At 63.2% G+C, this 17,766-nt stretch carries 13 protein-coding genes; 6 read left to right on the top strand and 7 right to left on the bottom strand.

What is annotated here, in order from left to right; translation table 11 throughout:
* Positions 1–148 precede the first annotated feature (148 nt).
* From JV18_RS0113040 to JV18_RS0113030, 3 genes are read left to right on the top strand one after another with little or no spacing between them, the layout of a single operon-like run.
* A complete protein-coding gene (locus JV18_RS0113040; RefSeq protein ID WP_144243976.1) occupies positions 149–2,770 on the top strand; it encodes a TonB-dependent receptor domain-containing protein in 2,622 nt (873 codons plus the stop codon).
* Positions 2,771–2,784: 14 nt separating this feature from the next.
* Positions 2,785–3,489 (top strand): PepSY domain-containing protein, encoded by a 705-nt coding sequence (locus JV18_RS0113035; RefSeq protein WP_033075398.1) that lies wholly within the window; start codon positions 2,785–2,787, stop codon positions 3,487–3,489.
* Positions 3,486–4,217 carry a PepSY domain-containing protein gene (locus JV18_RS0113030; RefSeq protein WP_033075397.1) on the top strand — a complete coding sequence of 244 codons (732 nt, stop codon included), beginning with the start codon at positions 3,486–3,488 and terminating at the stop codon, positions 4,215–4,217. Before JV18_RS0113035 ends, JV18_RS0113030 begins: the two co-directional genes overlap by 4 nt.
* Before the next feature lie 73 nt (positions 4,218–4,290).
* Here JV18_RS0113030 and JV18_RS0113025 read toward each other — a convergent pair whose 3' ends face one another.
* The gene (locus tag JV18_RS0113025; RefSeq protein WP_033075396.1) at positions 4,291–4,785 is read right to left on the bottom strand and encodes a GNAT family N-acetyltransferase; all 495 of its coding nucleotides are present in this window, start codon (positions 4,783–4,785) and stop codon (positions 4,291–4,293) included.
* A 164-nt stretch (positions 4,786–4,949) separates the two neighbouring features.
* Positions 4,950–5,654, bottom strand: a complete 705-nt coding sequence (locus tag JV18_RS0113020; protein ID WP_033075395.1) for a glutathione S-transferase family protein — start codon at positions 5,652–5,654, stop codon at positions 4,950–4,952.
* Positions 5,655–5,754: 100 nt separating this feature from the next.
* On the opposite strand from JV18_RS0113020, the gene JV18_RS0113015 reads away from it, so the two are divergent.
* The gene (locus tag JV18_RS0113015) at positions 5,755–6,102 is read left to right on the top strand and encodes a winged helix-turn-helix transcriptional regulator (RefSeq protein WP_033075394.1); all 348 of its coding nucleotides are present in this window, start codon (positions 5,755–5,757) and stop codon (positions 6,100–6,102) included.
* Between the two features lie 8 nt (positions 6,103–6,110).
* Here JV18_RS0113015 and nagE read toward each other — a convergent pair whose 3' ends face one another.
* The 5 genes from nagE to JV18_RS0112990 form a co-directional block, all read right to left on the bottom strand.
* Positions 6,111–7,802: an N-acetylglucosamine-specific PTS transporter subunit IIBC gene (nagE, locus tag JV18_RS0113010; RefSeq protein ID WP_033075393.1), complete on the bottom strand. Its 1,692-nt coding sequence runs from the start codon at positions 7,800–7,802 to the stop codon at positions 6,111–6,113.
* The gene (ptsP, locus tag JV18_RS0113005) at positions 7,799–10,309 is read right to left on the bottom strand and encodes a phosphoenolpyruvate--protein phosphotransferase (protein ID WP_033075392.1); all 2,511 of its coding nucleotides are present in this window, start codon (positions 10,307–10,309) and stop codon (positions 7,799–7,801) included. The genes nagE and ptsP overlap by 4 nt, the downstream gene beginning before the upstream one ends.
* Positions 10,310–10,322: 13 nt before the next feature.
* Complete coding sequence (gene nagA, locus JV18_RS0113000) at positions 10,323–11,495, bottom strand: N-acetylglucosamine-6-phosphate deacetylase (protein ID WP_052072239.1); 1,173 nt, start codon at positions 11,493–11,495, stop codon at positions 10,323–10,325.
* Positions 11,492–12,544 (bottom strand): SIS domain-containing protein, encoded by a 1,053-nt coding sequence (locus JV18_RS0112995; protein ID WP_144243974.1) that lies wholly within the window; start codon positions 12,542–12,544, stop codon positions 11,492–11,494. Before JV18_RS0112995 ends, nagA begins: the two co-directional genes overlap by 4 nt.
* Before the next feature lie 249 nt (positions 12,545–12,793).
* A complete protein-coding gene (locus JV18_RS0112990; RefSeq protein ID WP_443027801.1) occupies positions 12,794–13,579 on the bottom strand; it encodes a GntR family transcriptional regulator in 786 nt (261 codons plus the stop codon).
* Positions 13,580–13,829: 250 nt separating this feature from the next.
* Between JV18_RS0112990 and JV18_RS0112985 the strand changes: the two genes are divergently transcribed.
* Together JV18_RS0112985 and JV18_RS0112980 are read left to right on the top strand one after the other, a co-directional pair.
* Entirely contained in the window at positions 13,830–16,388 is a 2,559-nt protein-coding gene (locus JV18_RS0112985) for a family 20 glycosylhydrolase (protein ID WP_160174198.1), read from the top strand.
* A gap of 129 nt (positions 16,389–16,517) precedes the next feature.
* Entirely contained in the window at positions 16,518–17,744 is a 1,227-nt protein-coding gene (locus JV18_RS0112980; protein ID WP_033075431.1) for an NAD(P)/FAD-dependent oxidoreductase, read from the top strand.
* Positions 17,745–17,766 lie beyond the last annotated feature (22 nt).

Below are 17,766 nucleotides of genomic sequence, written 5' to 3'. Positions count from 1 at the left end.
AGCCCTTCATTTGTATATACAATTATGAGCGGGCGGTGTCGAAAAAGCATCAGGGGGATGTTGCATGACCGTTAAAGCCAATTTTCTCGCAGGGGGCGTTGCGCTCGCCTGTCTTTCGATTCTTACCGTTCCGTCTTTCGCTCAGGATATGGCGGGGCCGTCCGCTGGGGTGGAAAGCGGAGGCGATGCGATTGTCGTCACCGGGTCGCGCATCCCGCGTCAGGATCTGGCCGGAGTGGGGCCTGCCACCGTCGTTTCGGCGGAACAGGTCGAAAATACCGGGATCGTCAATGTCGAGACGCTGTTGCAGCGCCTGCCCGCCAATGCCGGTTTTGCGGGCAATCAATCCTCCGCCTATTGGGCGAGCAATGGCTATGGCACGGCGCAGGTCAATCTGCGCGGGCTCGGCATCAAGCGGACGCTGGTGCTGCTCAACGGTCGTCGGCTCGTCGCGGGCGGTACGGGCGCCAATTCCTCGCCCGACCTCAACATGATTCCGGTGGCGGCCCTCGCGCGCACCGATGTGCTGAAGGACGGCGCCTCGGCCATTTATGGTGCCGATGCCGTCGCGGGGGTGGTCAACCTCATCACCCGCACCGATTATGAAGGGCTGGGGCTTAGCTTGCGCCAGGGCATCACCGAAAAGGGCGATGGCGCCGATTTCAGCGCCGACCTGCTGTTGGGTGTGCGCGGCGATCGCGGCGGCTTCATGGCGGCGGTGACCTATCAAAAGACCAGCGCGGTCAATATGGCGAGCCGCGCGCCCTGCGCCCTGCGTGAAGTGGCGCCGGGGACATTGAGCTGTTCCAACAGCGCCGCTACCGTCGGCGGACGGGCGGTTTTGCCCAATGGGCAGCAGATCAACTTCAACCAGACCCCCGGCGGCGACGGGGATTTCTATGAACCCTACAGCCCTGCAAAACATAATTTCAATTCGGCGCCGTTTCTCAATGCGGTCAGCCCGGTCGAGCGGATCAGCACGGCCTTTTTCGCCGATTATGCCGTCAGTGACGATATTCAGGCTTTTGGCGAGTTTCTCTACACCTTCCGCAAATCGAACCAGATTGCGACGCCGGGAGTGCTCCGCAATATTGCGATCTCGGCCAGCAATCCGACCAACCCCACCGGCGAGGATATTGTGCTGGTCCAGCGCCGTCTCGCCGAACCGGGGCCGCGGCACTTTTTCCAGGAAACCAACACCTGGCAGGGCACATTCGGCTTGCGCGGGAGCCTGTCCAATGACTGGCGCTGGGAAATGTCGGGCAGCTTTGGCCGCAACACCGGCATCGATGGCTCGACCAATATCGCCAATCTGGAGCATGTGGCCAATACGCTCGACCCCGCGAAATGCAGTACAGCGCCGGGCGCGGCCATTCCCTGCGGCGATTATCTGGGGGCGGGGGACATCAGCCCTGCGGTGCGCGACTATATCTTCTTCACCTCGCGCGACCATGGCGGCAATGAACTGGCGACGGTCAGCGCCGACCTTGCCGGCAATCTCTTCACCCTTCCTGCGGGATCGGTCGGTTTCGCCACGGGTGTCGTCTATCGCAAGGAAAAAGGATGGCGCGACCCGGACCCGCTGACGGTGGCGGGCGTTGCCAACACCAACCAGCAGGACCCGATTTCGGGCTCCAGCACCGCGCGCGAAGCCTATCTTGAACTGTCGGTGCCGCTGCTCGCCGACACGCCCTTTTTCCGGGCGCTGACCCTCGACGGGGCGGTGCGTTATTCGGATTATGATCTGTTTGGCGGCGACTGGAATTACAAGCTGGGCGTCGACTGGATGATCAGCGACGCCATTCGGCTGCGCGGCACCTATGGCACCGGCTTTCGCATCCCCAATGTGCCGGAGCTGTTCGGCGGTGTGTCCGAAGGCAATCTGACGACCACCGATCCCTGCTCCAACTATTCAAGCAGCGGCAATGCCACGCTGATCGCCAATTGCCAGGCGTCGGGGGTCCCGGCGGGTTATACGCAGCTAGGCTCGACGATCCTCACCACCATTGGCGGCAATGAAAATCTTCAGCCCGAAAGCTCGAAAAGCTGGACGGTTGGAACGGTGATTTCACCGCGCGGCATTGTTCCCGGCCTTTCGCTGACCGCCGACTGGTTCGATATCCGGATCAAGGACGCGATCCGCGCCATTCCCGGCTCGACCAAGCTTGCCGTCTGCTACGCCAGTCAAAATCTCTCGCACCCTTTCTGCGACGATTTCACGCGCAGTTCCTTGACCGGCGAAGTCACCTACTTGTCGGCGCAGCCGATCAATACGGGACGCGAGCAAATGAGCGGCCTCGATCTTGGCCTGGTCTATAACCGGATGCTGGGCGATGTGTCGTTTTCGCTCGACGTCAATGCGACATGGCTGAACGAATATATCGTCTACCCCTTTCCGGGCGGGGCACCGATCCATTTCGACGGCTTTATTGGCGGGGGCAATGGCGGCTATCCCAAATGGCGCGGCTATGGCGTGCTGACCGCTGAAAAGGATGGCATCAGCGCCACCTGGTCCACCCAATGGATCGGCAAGGCGACCGATTTCAACGCCGACCCCGGTGACATCGGCTATCGCACACCGAACATCTTCTACCACAATCTCCAGCTCGCCTATGCGGTGGATGACCGGACACGCTTCCAGATTGGGGTGGACAATATGTTCAACCGTAAAGCGCCCTTCATCCAGAGCTATACCGATGCCAACACCGACACCATGACTTATGACCTGCTCGGACGCCGCTTCTACGCCGGTTTCCGTACCGCTTTCTGACAAGGGGCAGGGACATGAAAATCAGATGGCCGCTGCTCGTCCGGCGGACCCATAAATGGCTGGCGCTCTTCGTGGGCGTTCAGGCGCTGATCTGGACCGTCACGGGTTTTTACATGGTCGCGGTGCATATCGACATCATCCATGGCGATCATCTGGTGCGCGAGGCACCGGCTGCGCCCTTTGACCTTGCCGGTCTCGCGCCGCCTTCACGGCTCGTTGCTGCTGTGCCCGGCGTTTCGGAAATTCGCTTGCAGCGCTTTCTGGAACGGCCGGTGTGGCGCGCGCAAACACCGGAGGGTCCACGGCTGTTCGATGCGCGGTCGGGCGAACCCCTCGCCCGCCCCAGCGAGATACAGATACGCGAACAAGCCCGCCGTATCTATGCCAGCGATGGCGCGATTGTGTCGGTCAAATTGCTGACAACGGCCCCTATCGAAATGCAATCGCGAAAGCCGCCCTATTGGGCGGTGGAGTTTGAAGGCTGGAACCGTCCGATCCTTTATCTGTCGCCCGATACTGGCGAGCTGATTTCGCGCCGCCATGCGCTCTGGCGCATCTTCGACTTCGCCTGGATGCTGCACATCATGGACTATGATGAACGCAGCGACGTGAACAATCCGCTGCTGAGAGTGGCGACGTGGAGCGCCTTTGCCATGGCTGCCACCGGCGCCTGGCTGCTCATCTGGTCCTTCCCCCGTCGCCGGAGGAAAAAGACATGAAGAAAATTCGTCTGACGCCGCTTTTCTTTCGCCGCATCCATAAATGGGTGGGGCTGATCCTCGGCCTCCAATTTCTGCTCTGGTCGCTCAGCGGATCGGTGATGGCGCTGCTCGACAAGGATCAGGTGCGCGCCCATGCATCGGGCATGGGGCACAGCCATGCCTTGGCAGAGGGAAGCTATATCGCCCCTTCGGCCTTGCCCCGCGCCGGGGAAGCCACGGGCCTTGTGCTGCGGGATCTTGCCATGCGGCCCGTGTATGAATTGCGGACCGCGGGGCAGGTGCAATTGTTCGACGCTCTCGATGGAAGGCAGGTGCAGGTCGATGCCGCCTTGGCGGAAAGCGTCGCCGCGATGATGAACGAGGCGCCGGTGCGCGAAACGCGATTGCTCGCAAAACCCAACCTGGAGGCGCGCGATCATCAGGGGCCGATGTGGCGGGTCGATTTCGCCGACCCAGCCAACAGCAGCGCCTATATTTCGGCCGAAACCGGCGAATTTCTCGTCATGCGCGGCGATGCCTGGCGGACATGGGATTTTTTCTGGATGCTGCACAATATGGATTATTTGAACCGCTCCAGCTTCAACCACCCGCTGATCATCTTCGTCGCCTTCGGGACGCTATGGCTGTCGGGGACCGGCTTTTATCTTCTGTTCAAAAGCTTCAGCCGCGCCGACTTCCGCTGGCTGCGCCGGCGCCGCGAATCCCGGAGAAAGACCTTGGTATAGTGTGCGCAAATTTTGATAGGGGAGAGCGCCATAAGACAGGCTTACCGCCTCTCCCTTGTCAAAGGCGACGGGATCAAATGTCGCTGAATCGCAGAACCGCTTCCGGTTCCTCTCCATAATGATCGCCGGTCGGTTCAAAGCCCAGACTTTTATAGAATTCCTTGGGACTTCCGACCCCCAATCCATAGCTGGTGTATAGTTCACGCCACCCTTCGGTTTTAAGATGGGTGATGACGATCTCGATGGCCCGGCGGCCAAATCCACGCTTCTGAAAGGGATGGGCGATCATGAAACGCCACAGATACACGCCGGGGCATTCGATCCCGTCGTCCCAATCATAACCCTTGTGCAACATGATGAAGCCGATGAGAATTTCATCGGCGTAGATCGCGCGAAACCAAGCATTTTGCGAACAAAATCCCTCGGCGATGGATGTGCCATTGTCGGCGACTGCCTCGCGCTGCTCGTCGGGCAGCGTCTCGCTCAATTCGCTGACCTCGCATACATTCAGCGCGGTGATACGGCGAAAGGAAATTTCGGCGTCGCGGGGGGGAGGTGTGGTGCGCATGGCGCCTCCAATATAGGGGATCCCGGCAGAAACCGGGCGCGGTTCGGTCGTCCGCCAACGATTCGAGCAACGGCCCGACGTGCGCCGAATGGCATATACTTGTGCTTAGTCAATTGGATAGTGACCTCCCGCTTCCATGGCTGCACAGAAGCGGGAGGTCTGGTTTATACGCTATATTGGTTGATGAGCTGGCTCAACGGAACATGTCCTTGGCAGGCGCCATTGCCGGACACCTCCTCGCCATTTTCGATGGCCGTGGCATATATCACCGCCGGGTCGGCTTCCAGCCGTGCCCGCAGCGCGGCGATCTTGGGCCAGCGCGCTGGCGGCGCGACGTCATGAAAATCGAGCCAGCGCGCGACCCCGATGAACAGCGCATCGGCCAGCGTCGGATGGTCGCCGACGAGATAGGCCGTGTCGCCCAGCATGGCTTCCAGCTTGTCATGCCGCTCGATCACGGCTTCCTTGCCCCAGATACGCAAACCGTCCTGCACTGCGGGGCGCGGCGGGTCCATTTCGAGCGCGACCCAAAGCGGGCTGAACGCCCCGGTGAAGCCGCTATTGATAAAGGCCATGAGCTGCAGCATCCGGTCGGCTTCGGGCGACAGGGGATCAAAGCTGATCCGCCGTTCGGGGTCGCGCGCGGCGAACCAGGCGGCAATCGCCATGGTTTCGCTAAGCGGCGCTCTGCCATCGGTGATCAAGACCGGCGTTTCATGCCGCGCATTGATACGGGCATAACGCGCCTCGCGCATTTCACCCAGCATATCGACGCGGCAAAGACGATAGGGTTGGCCCAGCCACTCAAGGGCGGCAACCAGCCCCATCGAACTTCCCAGCGGGAAGCCATATACAAGAATCGGTTCCATTATTTGCTCCGTCATTTGAACAGGAGCCGCGCGGCGATGTCTGCTATAAAGACTGCCGATACGCCGTAAATTACGCACATTTTTGTAACCGGAGCGCGCGATGAAAAATCTGGTCTCCCAATGCCCTATCGAAGAGGTGATGCAATTGCTGGGCGGTCGCTGGCCCAGCCTGCTCATCTATTATCTCAGCGACGGGACAAAGCGTTTCAGCGACCTGCAGCGGGATAATCCGACCATTTCGCACCGGATGCTGACGCTCGAACTGCGCAAGCTGGAGGATGCGGGCATCGTCGCGCGCACCGATTTCGACACCTATCCCCGCCGGGTCGAATATGACCTGACCCCGGCGGGCGAGCGGCTGGTGCCCCTGATCGACGCGCTCGGCGATTGGTGGGAGGGGGTGAACGCCCCCGCTCTGCCCGGCACTGACGAGATCCGAATCGCCTGATTGTCGCCTCAGGCGGGCAGGATATGCAGCACGTCGGGCCGTGGGCGGGCGATGCCGTGCGTCAGCCGGTCGAGCGCCTGTTCGTCTAGGCTGCTCGCCTCGACCAGTTCGACGCGGAAGCGGCCATGGAGCTTTCGCACTCCGGCAATATTGGCTGCCCCGCCCAGCGCTGCGACGAGTGCATTGGGCAGGCTGGCCTCTTCCTTTTCGGCAGGCTGATCGACCAGCGTGACCGCAGGCGCTGCCTCTCCGGTTTTGCCCATGGCGCTGCGGATTTCCTCCGCCACCAGATCGGCAATCGGTCCCAGCACCACCTGCGTGGCATTGGCCGACGGGCGGATGATCCCGCGCGCGCCCAATTTGGTGAGCGCGCCATCGTCAATCGCATCCTGATCGGCGACGATCAGGCGCAGGCGCGTCGTGCAGGCATCGACGCTGACCAGATTGGCGCTTCCGCCCAGCGCCGCCACAAAGGCTGCGCCGCGTGTGCCTTGGGCGGTGGGATTCCCGCTCTCCTCGCCGGGCGTCCCATCCTTTTCCCGCCCCGGAGTGGCAAGATCAAATCGGCGGATGAAAAAGCGGAAAAGCCCATAATAGATCAGGGCATAAGCCGCCCCGATGGGCAGCAGGAGCCAGGGGCGCGTGGCCAACCCCAGATTGAGCACATAGTCGAACAGTCCGGCTGAAAAGCCGAAGCCCAGCTTGATATCGAGCGCATTCATCAGCGCCATCGACGCCCCGGTCAGCACTGCATGAATGGCATAGAGAAGCGGCGCGGCGAACATGAAGCTGAACTCGATGGGCTCGGTCACCCCGGTCAGAAAACTGGTGAAAGCAAGGCTGAAGAACATGCCCGCCACGGCCTTGCGCCGTTCAGGGCGCGCTTCATGATACATGGCGAGACATGCGGCAGGCAGGCCGAACATCATCACCGGGAAAAAGCCGGCCATGAAGGCGCCCGCGCTTGGGTCGCCCGCGAAGAAACGTCGCAGGTCGCCCGTTGCGCCCGCAAAATCGCCGACGACGAACCAGACGACATTGTTGATGATATGGTGCAGCCCGGTGACGATCAGCAGACGGTTGAGCGTGCCGTAAAGGAACAGGCCGACCCCGCCGCTGTCGACGATGGCCCGGCTCGCCGTATCGATCCCGCCGCTGATATGGGCATAGCCATAACCAAAGGCGACGGCGAGCAGCAGCCCGGCAAAACCGCTGGCGATGGGCACAAAGCGCCGACCGCCAAAAAAGGCGAGATATTCGGGCAGGGCGATGGTGGCAAAACGATTATAGAAATGCCCAGCAATCAACCCGGAAATAATACCGATTGGCACCTCCAGTCGCCCGATCTGTCCGGCGGCCCAGTTGGTTGCGGCCAATCCCGCGGCGGCGTCGGGCAACCCGGCCGTGATGTCCGGCGGAGCGATCAGAAAAGTCTGCGCGCCGGTAATGGTGATCAGATAACAGGTCACACCAGCGAGCGCCGATGCGCCATTGCCATCGCGCGCAAAGCCGACAGCGACGCCAATCGCGAACAATATCCCCAGATTGTCAAAGATGGCCGATCCCGCCGCGCTGACAAAGGCAATGTCGAGCAGGTCGGGCTGTCCAAGGCGCAGCAACAGCCCCGCGATGGGCAGCACCGCAATGGGCAGCATCAAAGCGCGGCCGAGCGGCTGCAGCGTTTCGAGTATCTTCCTCATCGCTCGCTCTCCTCAAAGCGGCGCGCCAAAGCGCGAACCTCTGCCGCCGATGTGCAGGCCAAGGCGCACTGCGCATGGGCGCGGGCGCTGTCCATTGTCACGCCGCGAACAATCGCTTTTGCTTCGGCCACGCTTCCGGGCACGGCCGATAATTCGGTAACGCCAAGGCCAACCAATATAGGCAGCGCGGCGGGGTCGGAAGCGAGGCCGCCGCATACCCCAACCCAGCACTCGCGGGTGGCCGCCAGCCGGCACGTCTCGCCGATCATCCGCAGCACCGCCGGGTGCAGCGCATCGACCCCCGCAGCGACCGCCGGATTGCCGCGGTCCATCGCCAAGACATATTGGGTCAGATCATTGGTGCCGATCGACAGGAAATCGGCTTCGGCGGCCAGCAGATCGGCGGTCATCGCCGCGGCGGGCGTTTCGACCATCGCGCCGACCTCGATTTTTTCCTTTATGCCCAGCTCGTCGCAGAGGCGGTCAACTGTGGCACGCAGCGCGCGCAGCTCGGCCACGCTCGCAACCATCGGCGCCATGATCTTGCACTGACCGGCGGGCTGGACGCGCAGGATGGCGCGGATCTGCGTTTCGAACAATTCGGGCTGCGATGCTGCCAATCGGATACCGCGCAGGCCCAGCGCCGGATTTTCTTCGCCGTCCATCGGGATATAGGCCGCGGGCTTGTCGCCGCCTATATCGAGCAGGCGGATGATCACCGGCTTTCCAGCGAGGGCATCGGCAATTGCCTGATAGGCCTGATATTGCTCGTCTTCGCTGGGGGCGGCATCGCGCCCCAGGAAGAGAAACTCGCTGCGAACAAGCCCGGATCCCTCGGCGCCCTGTGCAGCAGCGGCGGCGGCATCGTCGACCGTGCCGACATTGCCGAAAATCTCGATCCGCACGCCATCGGCGGTGTGGCAGACCCCGGCAGCGGCAGTGCGGGCAACCTTGCGCCGTTCCTCACGCTGCGCCACGCGCGCCGCAAAGGCTTCGCGCACCGCGTCGTCCGGCGTCAGCGTGACATGACCCACCTCGGCGTCGAGCAGCATGAGCGTGCCATCGGCAACATCGCCCAGCGCATCGCCCATGGCGACCAGCGCGGGGAGGCCCATGCCGGCGCACAGGATGGCGACGTGCGACGTCGGCCCGCCGCGCGCGAGCGCAATGCCCGCAGGCTTTTGCGCCGCCAGCGTGACCAGTTGCGACGGGAACAGGTCATCGGCGACGATGATCGCCCCTTCGGGCACGGCATCGGCGTCGCCCGGCGTGCCGGTGATCGCGCCCAATATCTGGCGCTCGATATCGACCAGATCGTCGATCCGCTCGATCAGGTGCTTATTCCCGGTGGCGCGCAGCGCATCAATCTGGTCATGCACCGCGCCGCGCCAGGCAAAGCCCGCGCTGTTCCCGGCGGCAATGCGCGTCTCCGCGCCCGCGAGCAGCGCGGGATCGTCGAGCAGCGAAAGATGCGCCTGCATGACGGCGGCAATGCTGCCCCCCGCTTCGGCGCGCGCTTCGATCCGGCTACGCACCGCGGCGCGCGCCTGGTCCAGCGCCGCGCGCTCGGCCTCGGCGCCCGCGCCGTCGCGCGGCACGGCAATATCGACCTGACGCAGCCGCGCCGCTGGCCCCATGGCCAGTCCGGACGAGGCGATGACGCCGCCAATTTGATTATCTTCGAGCGCCGGAAGCTCTGGCATATCGAAACTTTTGGTGGCGGGCGCAGCAGGCGCGCTATCCGGCGCCGCGCCTTCGCCCATGTCCGATGCCACCAGCTCGGCAACCGCCGCCAGCGCCGCCTCGGCATCGTCGCCGCGTGCCTCGACGATGATTTCATCGCCAAGGGCGGTGCCGAGCGCCAGCAAGGCGACGGTGCTGCGCGCATCGCCGCGCTTGTCGCCCTTTCGCAGGAAAATTTCCGCCTCGAACTGCCGCGCGCATTCGCCGATCCGCGCGGCAGGGCGCGCATGAATGCCGTGCGGCAGCGACAGGGTGACCGCCTGTTCGATGATCGTCCCGTCGTCGGACCAGCGCTTTTGCTGCGCCTGCACCGGCGCGAGCGTCATCAGCGCCTCGCACGCGCCCACCGGGGCATCGAGCGTCCGGCGCTGGATGGTAAAGGCCTCGGCATTGGTGATGATGACCGGGGTGACGAGGCTGGGGGCCGCCAGCGCGACCGCATCCATATCGAAACGGATCAGCTCGTCGCCGCGCGCCACCGTCTGCCCGGAGCGAACCAGCGGCGTAAAGCCTTTGCCTTTCAGCGCGACGGTGTCGAGGCCGATGTGGATCAGTAGCTCGATGCCCTCGCTGCTGCGTAGCGCGACGGCATGGCCCGCCTCATGCACCGTCATCACCTCGCCATCAAAAGGGGCGACGATCGTATCGGCGAGCGGCTGGATCGCGACCCCGTCGCCCATCATGCGCTGGGCGAAAACTGGATCGGGGACATTGTCCAATGCCGAAACCCAACCTCTGAGCGGAGAGGTAATAATCAGGCTCATCGGCAAATTCCCGTTATTGCGAAGCGTGGATGGCGGGGGCGGGGGCCGCGCATGCCGCGCCCCCGATCCAGGTGCGGCGCGCCGAAAGGCCTTCGTCCAGCCACACCCAGTCGGCGCGGCGTCCGGGCTCCAGCGTGCCATGGCTGCCGGCGAGCGACAGAAAATGCGCGGGCGTTGCGCTGGCCATGGTCGAAACCTCGGGCACCGACAGGCCGGTGACCTTCACCGTCTCGCGCACCGCCGAAGCCATATCGAGGTGGGTTCCGGCCAGCGTCCCGTCTTCGAAAATGCAAACGCCGTCGCGCACCGCGATCCGCTTGCCTTGCAGCGTGAATTCGCTGGCATCGGTGCCGACGCTTGGCATGGCGTCGGTCACCAGCATGATCCGCTCGATGCCCTTGGCGCGCACCGCCAGCCGCACCACGGCGGGGTGCAGGTGAACGTCATCGACGATCAGCCCGCAATAGCAATCGGAATCAAAGGCCGCGCCAACGGCGCCCGGCTTGCGGTGATGCAGCGGCGACATGGCATTATATAAATGGGTAAAGCCCGTAATTCCGGCCTCGATCCCGCGCATTGCTTCGTCATAGCTGGTGTCGCTATGCCCGGCGCTGACGATCACCCCATGACGGGCCAGCGTATGAATATCCTCGGCATCGCACATTTCGGGGGCAAGGGTCAGCATCACCTTGCCGCGACGCGGCGCGGTCAGCAGCGCGAGCGTTTCATCGTCAAGGCGGCGGATACGGTGCGCCTCGTGAATCCCGCGGCGCAATTCATTGATAAAGGGGCCTTCGATGTGAATGCCAACGACCCCCGGCACCTGGTGCGCGATGGCGGTGTCGACAGCCTCCAGCGCGGCAGCAATCTGGCGGGGCGTGTCGCTGATCAGCGTCGGCAGAAAGGCGGTGGTGCCATATCGGGCATGGGCCGCGCCGATGGCGGCAATCGCATCCATATCCGCCTGATCGTTGAACAGCACGCCGCCGCCGCCATTGACCTGGGTGTCGATGAATCCGGGAAGCAGCCAGCCGCCTTCCAGATCGATATTTTCATCGCAGCCCGCCGCATTGGCACCGCTGTCACGGTCGATCGAAACAATCTTTCCATCGGCTATGGCAAAGCGTGCGCTGTCGACGACTGCATCCGGCAGCGCAATTCGCCCATTGTAAAAGCGATAGATCATAGCGTCTTCGTAACCTTGTTCAGATGCGGAGGCGAATCGGGGTCGCACCCACGCGCCAGCGACAGGGCGTTGGCCATGCGGTAAAAGCTCTGCACCATCGCAATCGGCTCAAGGGCGGGATGCAGGGTCAGCGTGGGCAAATCGGCATCGTCCGATCCGGGATCGGCAAGAAGAAGCCTGGCACCGCGGCCGCGAAAATCGCTGACGGTCTCGCGCACGCTGGCGCCGGCGGGATCATTGCCGCCAAAGGCCAATATATAGAAATCGGCATCGACAATCGCCATCGGCCCATGGCGCACTTCAGCGGCGCTAAAGGCTTCGGCGTGAAGCGCGCAGGTTTCCTTGAATTTCAGCGCGGCTTCCTGCGCAATGCCCAGGCCGAGGCCGCGTCCCAGAACGAACAGATTGGCGGCAGGCTTCAGCAAATCCACCCCGGCGGACCAGTCGAGCGCGAAGGCACGCTCCAGCTCGGCGGGCAGCGCATCGAGCGCCGCGCCCAGATCGGGGTCGCGGGTCCATGCGGCGACCAGCGCGGCAATCGCCGCGAGCGAAGCGATATAGGATTTGGTCGCCGCCACCGATTTTTCGGGGCCTGCCGAAAGGGCGATCACCGCATCGGCAATCTCGGCGAGCGGCGCGTCTTCGGCATTGATCAGCGCGACGACATAGGCGCCTGCCGCGCGCTGCTGTCGCACGCTGGCGAGCAGGTCGGGACTTTTGCCCGATTGCGAAATGGCAAGACACAGGCGGTTGCCCGGAACAACGGGCGCTTCATAAACGGATGCCACGGATAAGGCCGCAGAGGCAGTGGGCGTGCCCGTCATCGTCTCGATCAGATATTTGGCATAAGTGGCCGCATGGTCCGACGAACCGCGCGCACAGCTGATCACGCCGGTTGGCGGTGATGCGCGAAGCCTTTCGCCAATCTGTTCAAAAGTCTCGCGATTCGCCGCGAGCATCCGCCGCACAACCGCGCCGGCTTCGCCCGCTTCGGCTTCCATCAAGCTGCTATAGGTGCGCGGATCGGGCATGCCGTCCATCAACTCCATCTCCCCGGTGTCGAAGCTTATGCTCCGATATTGGTATCACATAGGTTATATACCTATCGGCAATGGAGAGGGGGCGCAACCGCTTTTTCTTCGATCCTGTAATATGCTTCCATTTGATGACGAGATAATGGCACCGCGCGCGTAGGGCTGCGCACGCGCTGGCTTCGAAAACAGCCGAAGATGGGTGGAGGCTTGAAGGCGAGGGGCGCCAATGCTCAGGGCATGACGCCCCGGGTTGCACTCCGTTTGCTAGCCGTTCAGTTCGGCGACCACGTCATAGGCGTCGCCGCGGTAGTAGCTTTGGGTGAATTCAGCCGTGCGGCCATCGGCCAAAAATCCGCGTCGTTCGATGAACAATCCCGGCATTCCCGCTTCTATGCCCAGAGTCTCGGCCTGTTCGGCGTTGAAGGCAATGGCGCGAAGTCGCTGCAGGGCGCGCACGGGCAAATGGCCCGCCGCCTCAAGCGCTTCGTAAAGCGAGGCGCCCACCGCCTCGACCGAGGACAGGCAATAAGCGGGGATGGTCGCAAATTCGAGCGCCATCGACGTATCGTCGGCATAACGGATGCGGTGAAAGCGATAGACGAGCGAGCCGGGGGACAGGCCCAGCGACAGCGCTTCTTCCGGCGTTACGCTGCCTGCGGTCTTGCTTACCCATTTGCTGTGGGGTTGCCGGCCGCGCGAGCGCATGTCCTGCGAAAAGGAGGTGAGCTTGGAAAAGCTTTTCTCGACGCGGGGGCGGGTGACGAATGTCCCGGCGCCGCGGCGCCGTGCGACAATGCCGTCTTCGACCAGCCCGTCGATCGCCTTGCGAACGGTGATGCGCGAAACCTCAAATTCTTCTGCCAGATCGCGCTCGGTCGGGATGGCTTCGTCCGCCTTTACCACCTGATTGTCAATGGCGTCGCGCAGCAGCTTTTGCAGTTGCAAATACAGCGGCGTCGGGTCGGACTTCTGGAGGGGACCCATATGTTCGATCAGCGACAAGGATGATGCTCCAGCCAGATTTGATGCCATCGGCGCGTCGTCGTTCATCGCGCCGCCAATTGCTCTGTTGCATTGCTATCGCGGCGTCAATCATTGTCCAAGGGATAGTTTGCTGTGGCCAGACGGCGGATTTTTGCCGGATTCCGGAGGATACCAATACAACCAATGGCTGCATTTCACTGGATGCAAAGCAGGGCATTTTTCCTAAGTGATTATAATTCAATAGTATATAACTTTGTTGACCATCCGCCCACTGCATGACAAATTAGATACAAATTAATGAATGGGAGAGTGGGAAGTGCGTAAAATCAAGACGGCCGCGGCGATTCTCGCCTTGGCAGCAAGCGGGTCTTCTCCGGTTCTGGCGAAGGAATCCGCAAGCCAATCGGCATTTGACCGTTTTGCCGGTGAACTGGATTACCGGTATAAAGTGGTCAGCAACCGGCCCGATTGCCCCGCCAGCATTTCCAATTGCTTCCTCTCGACCATCAGCTTGACCTTGCCAGCCGATCTTCCGGCCGACCTGCCGCGCGAGGGGCTCTCGCTCTATTTCAGCTACGTCAATCAGCTGCCGCTCGTCGAAAGCGACATTTTCGAGCATCGCCAGATCAATGGCGATGTTCAGCGCCTGACGCTGAAGCCCGGCGCGAAGCTCCGCCCCGGTGCGCGCCACGAAATCCGCCTCTGGGGCGTCGGCAATCAATTCAGCCGGTTCCGCGCCATGCCCAACGCCTATCTGGTTGCCGAGGGGGTGGAACCGCGCGTGATTGCCTCGACGCGGGTCAAGGTCGATCCCGATACGGGTCTCGACACCCTGCCGTTCCTTGCGCCGATGACGGATGAAGCGCAGCTTGCGAGACAGGCGCCTGTCGATGAAACCCGCTGGCTGACGGCAGAGCGCGCCTTCGAACAGCAGGCCGAACGCGCCGCCCCCGCCGCCAAGGGCTTCGCCATCCTTCCGAAACCGAGGGAGGCCCAGCATCTGCCGGGCGCGCGCGTCGATCTCACCCGCGGGGTGGCGCTGAAGCTCGATGGCGTGACGCGCGACCAGCTCACCCCCGCGCTCACCGCGCTGGCCGGTGCGGGCGTGGCGGAGGGCGGCAAGCTGCCACTCACCATCGAAGTGGGAGCGGCGGGATTTACCTCCGAATCCTATGCTTTACAGGTGGCCAGGGGCGGCATCGCCATCCGCGCGGGCGATCTTGCGGGCGCCCATTATGCGCTGCGCTCGCTCGCGCAGCAGGCGGCGTTTGAAAAGGGACAGATGCGTCCGCTGCGTGTTGCTGACCGTCCTGAATATGTTTTTCGCGGTCTCCATGTCGATGTCGCGCGCAATTTCCACAGCCGCGACCAGATGCTGAAGCTGCTGGACGGCATGGCCGCTTTCAAGCTCAACCGCCTCCACCTTCATCTTGCCGATGACGAGGGCTGGCGGCTCGAAGTGCCCGCGCTGCCCGAACTGACCGAAGTCGGCGCCAAACGCTGCCACGACCCGAGCGAGACGCGCTGCCTCCTCCCGCAGCTAGGCGCCGGGCCCAATGGCGAGGGCGGGGCGGATGGCTATTTCAGCGTCGCCGATTATGTCGATATCGTCCGCGCCGCTGCCGCGCGGCAGATAGAGGTCATCCCCTCGATCGACACGCCGGGCCATTCGCGCGCCGCCGTGCGTTCGATGGAGGCGCGCGCCAAGCGCCTGCTCGCGGCGGGCGACAAGGCGGGTGCCGCCGAATATCGGCTGATCGACCCTGCCGACACCACCCGCTATCGCAGCATCCAGCATTATGACGACAATACGGTCAATGTCTGCCTGCCCAGCACCTATCGCTTCATCGATACGGTGGTCGATGCGCTGGCCGAGATGCACCAGCAGGCGGGCGCGCCGCTCAAGGTCTTTCACCTGGGCGCCGACGAAACCGCGGGCGCCTGGGTCAATTCCCCGGCCTGCCAGGCGATGATCGCCGAAAATGGCGGCAAGGCGAGCGAACTGGGGCCGCGCTTCATCGAGAAGGTGGCAAAACAGCTCGAAGCCAAGGGCATTCGCACCGCCGGGTGGAGCGACGGCATGGGCCATACCCGGGCCGCCGCCATGCCCGCCAATGCCCAGACCAATATCTGGGGCGTGCTCCACCAGAATGCGGTTCGCGAAACCCATGAGCAGCTGGCGCGCGGCTGGGAAACGGTGCTTTCGATCCCCGATGTCACCTATTTCGACATGCCCCACACCACGCATCCGGCCGATGGCGGCTATGACTGGGCGGCGCGTGTCGTCGATGAATATGGCGTCTTTGGTTTCATGCCCGACAATCTGCCCGCCAATGCCGCGACGATGCGCGACATCATGGCACGGGCGCGCCCCATTGCCGATGACCCGGTGCGCGGCGCCGGGCAGCGGATCGCGGGGCTGCAGGGCCAGTTGTGGAGCGAGACGATCCGCATTCCCGCTCGCGCCGATTACATGCTGTTCCCGCGCCTTCTCGCGCTCGCCGAACGGGCCTGGGCGCCGGCCGACTGGGCGCCCGCTTATCGGGCGGGCCAAAGCTATGAATGGCAGGACAAGCGGGTTGATCACGCTGCGCTCAAGGCAGGGTGGCAGGATTTCGCGGGCCGCGTCGCCGCGCAATTCCCGATGCTCGACCGGCTCGACATCGCCTATCGCGTCGCGCCTCCCGGCGCTCGCATAAAGGGCGGCATGCTGGAGGCGAACAGCGTGTTTCCGGGCACCGCCATCGAATATCGCGCCTCGGGCGGAGACTGGACCCCCTATGCGGGGCCGGTGGCGGTCAACGGTGTGGTGGAACTGCGCAGCCGTTCCGCCGACGGTCGCCGGACAAGCCGCACGGTACAGGTCAAACCCTGATCGATCAGCAATGAACCGGGCGAGGTCGCGCAGGGGGCAACCCCCGCGCGGCCTTGCTTGCACCGCCGTCTTCCCCGTGCAAGGGACGCTGCCAAAGGGCAAGCGTGTCTGATCGGGAGAATGACGGCGATGCAGTTTGACGTGGTGATCGTGGGCGGCGGCCATGGGGGCGCGCAGGTCGCGGTGATGCTTCGCACCCAGAAATTCGAAGGCAGCATCGCGATCATCGGCGAAGAGCCGGAACTGCCTTATGAGCGCCCGCCCTTGTCGAAGGAATATTTCGCGGGCGAAAAAAGCTTCGAACGGATCCAGATTCGCCCCGCCAAATATTGGGAAGAACGCAGCGTCACCATGTTGCTGGGCCGGCGCGTGGTCGGCGTTGACCCGGCGGCGCATCAGGTCACCACCGCCGATGGCACGGTGATCGGTTATGGCAAGCTGGTGTGGGCCACCGGCGGCACGCCGCGGATGTTGCCGGTGCCGGGCGCCGACCTGCCGGGGGTGCAGGGGGTACGCACCCGCGCCGATGCCGATGCGATGAAAGCCGCGTCGGACACCGCGCGCCAGATCGTCGTGATCGGCGGCGGCTATATCGGGCTGGAAGCCGCCGCGGTTTTGACCAAGGCGGGCAAGAAAGTCGTGCTGCTGGAAGCCCAGCCGCGCGTGCTCGCGCGTGTCGCGGGGGAGGAGCTGTCGCGCTTTTTCGAACAGGAGCATCGCGCACACGGCGTCGATATTCGCCTGGGCGTTGGCATTTCCGCCCTAGAGGGCGATGGTCATGTTACCGGCATCCGCCTGTCGGATGGAGAGGTGATTCCCGCCGATCTGGTGATCGTTGGCATCGGCATTGTCCCGGCGGTCGAACCTTTGCTCGCGGCGGGGGCCGAGGGCGGAAATGGCGTGCGCGTCGACCCGCTTTGCAAGACCAGCCTTCCCGACATTTACGCCATTGGCGACTGCGCCGAACATGTGAATGATTTTGCCGATGGCGCCCATATCCGGCTGGAATCGGTGCAAAATGCCAATGATCAGGCGAATGTGGTGGCCAAGGGGATTTGCGGGGCAGAGGCGCCCTATCATGCCATCCCCTGGTTCTGGTCGAACCAATATGATCTGAAATTGCAGACCGCCGGGCTTTCGGGCGGCCATGATGCAACGGTGCTGCGCGGCGATCCGGCAACGCGCAGCTTTTCGATCCTTTATCTGAAGGCGGGCCGGGTGATCGCGCTCGACTGCGTCAATGCAACCAGGGATTATGTACAGGGGCGGATGGCGGTCACCGCCGGGTTGATGGCGCCGCGCGAACAATTGGCCGACGTCGCCACGCCGCTCAAGGCGCTGCTTCCGGCTGCCTGAATGCCGATGGCCGCACCCCCGC

This window comes from Sphingopyxis sp. MWB1 (assembly GCF_000763945.1).
GTDB lineage: Bacteria > Pseudomonadota > Alphaproteobacteria > Sphingomonadales > Sphingomonadaceae > Sphingopyxis.
This window is presented reverse-complemented; position numbering and strand designations above follow the sequence as displayed.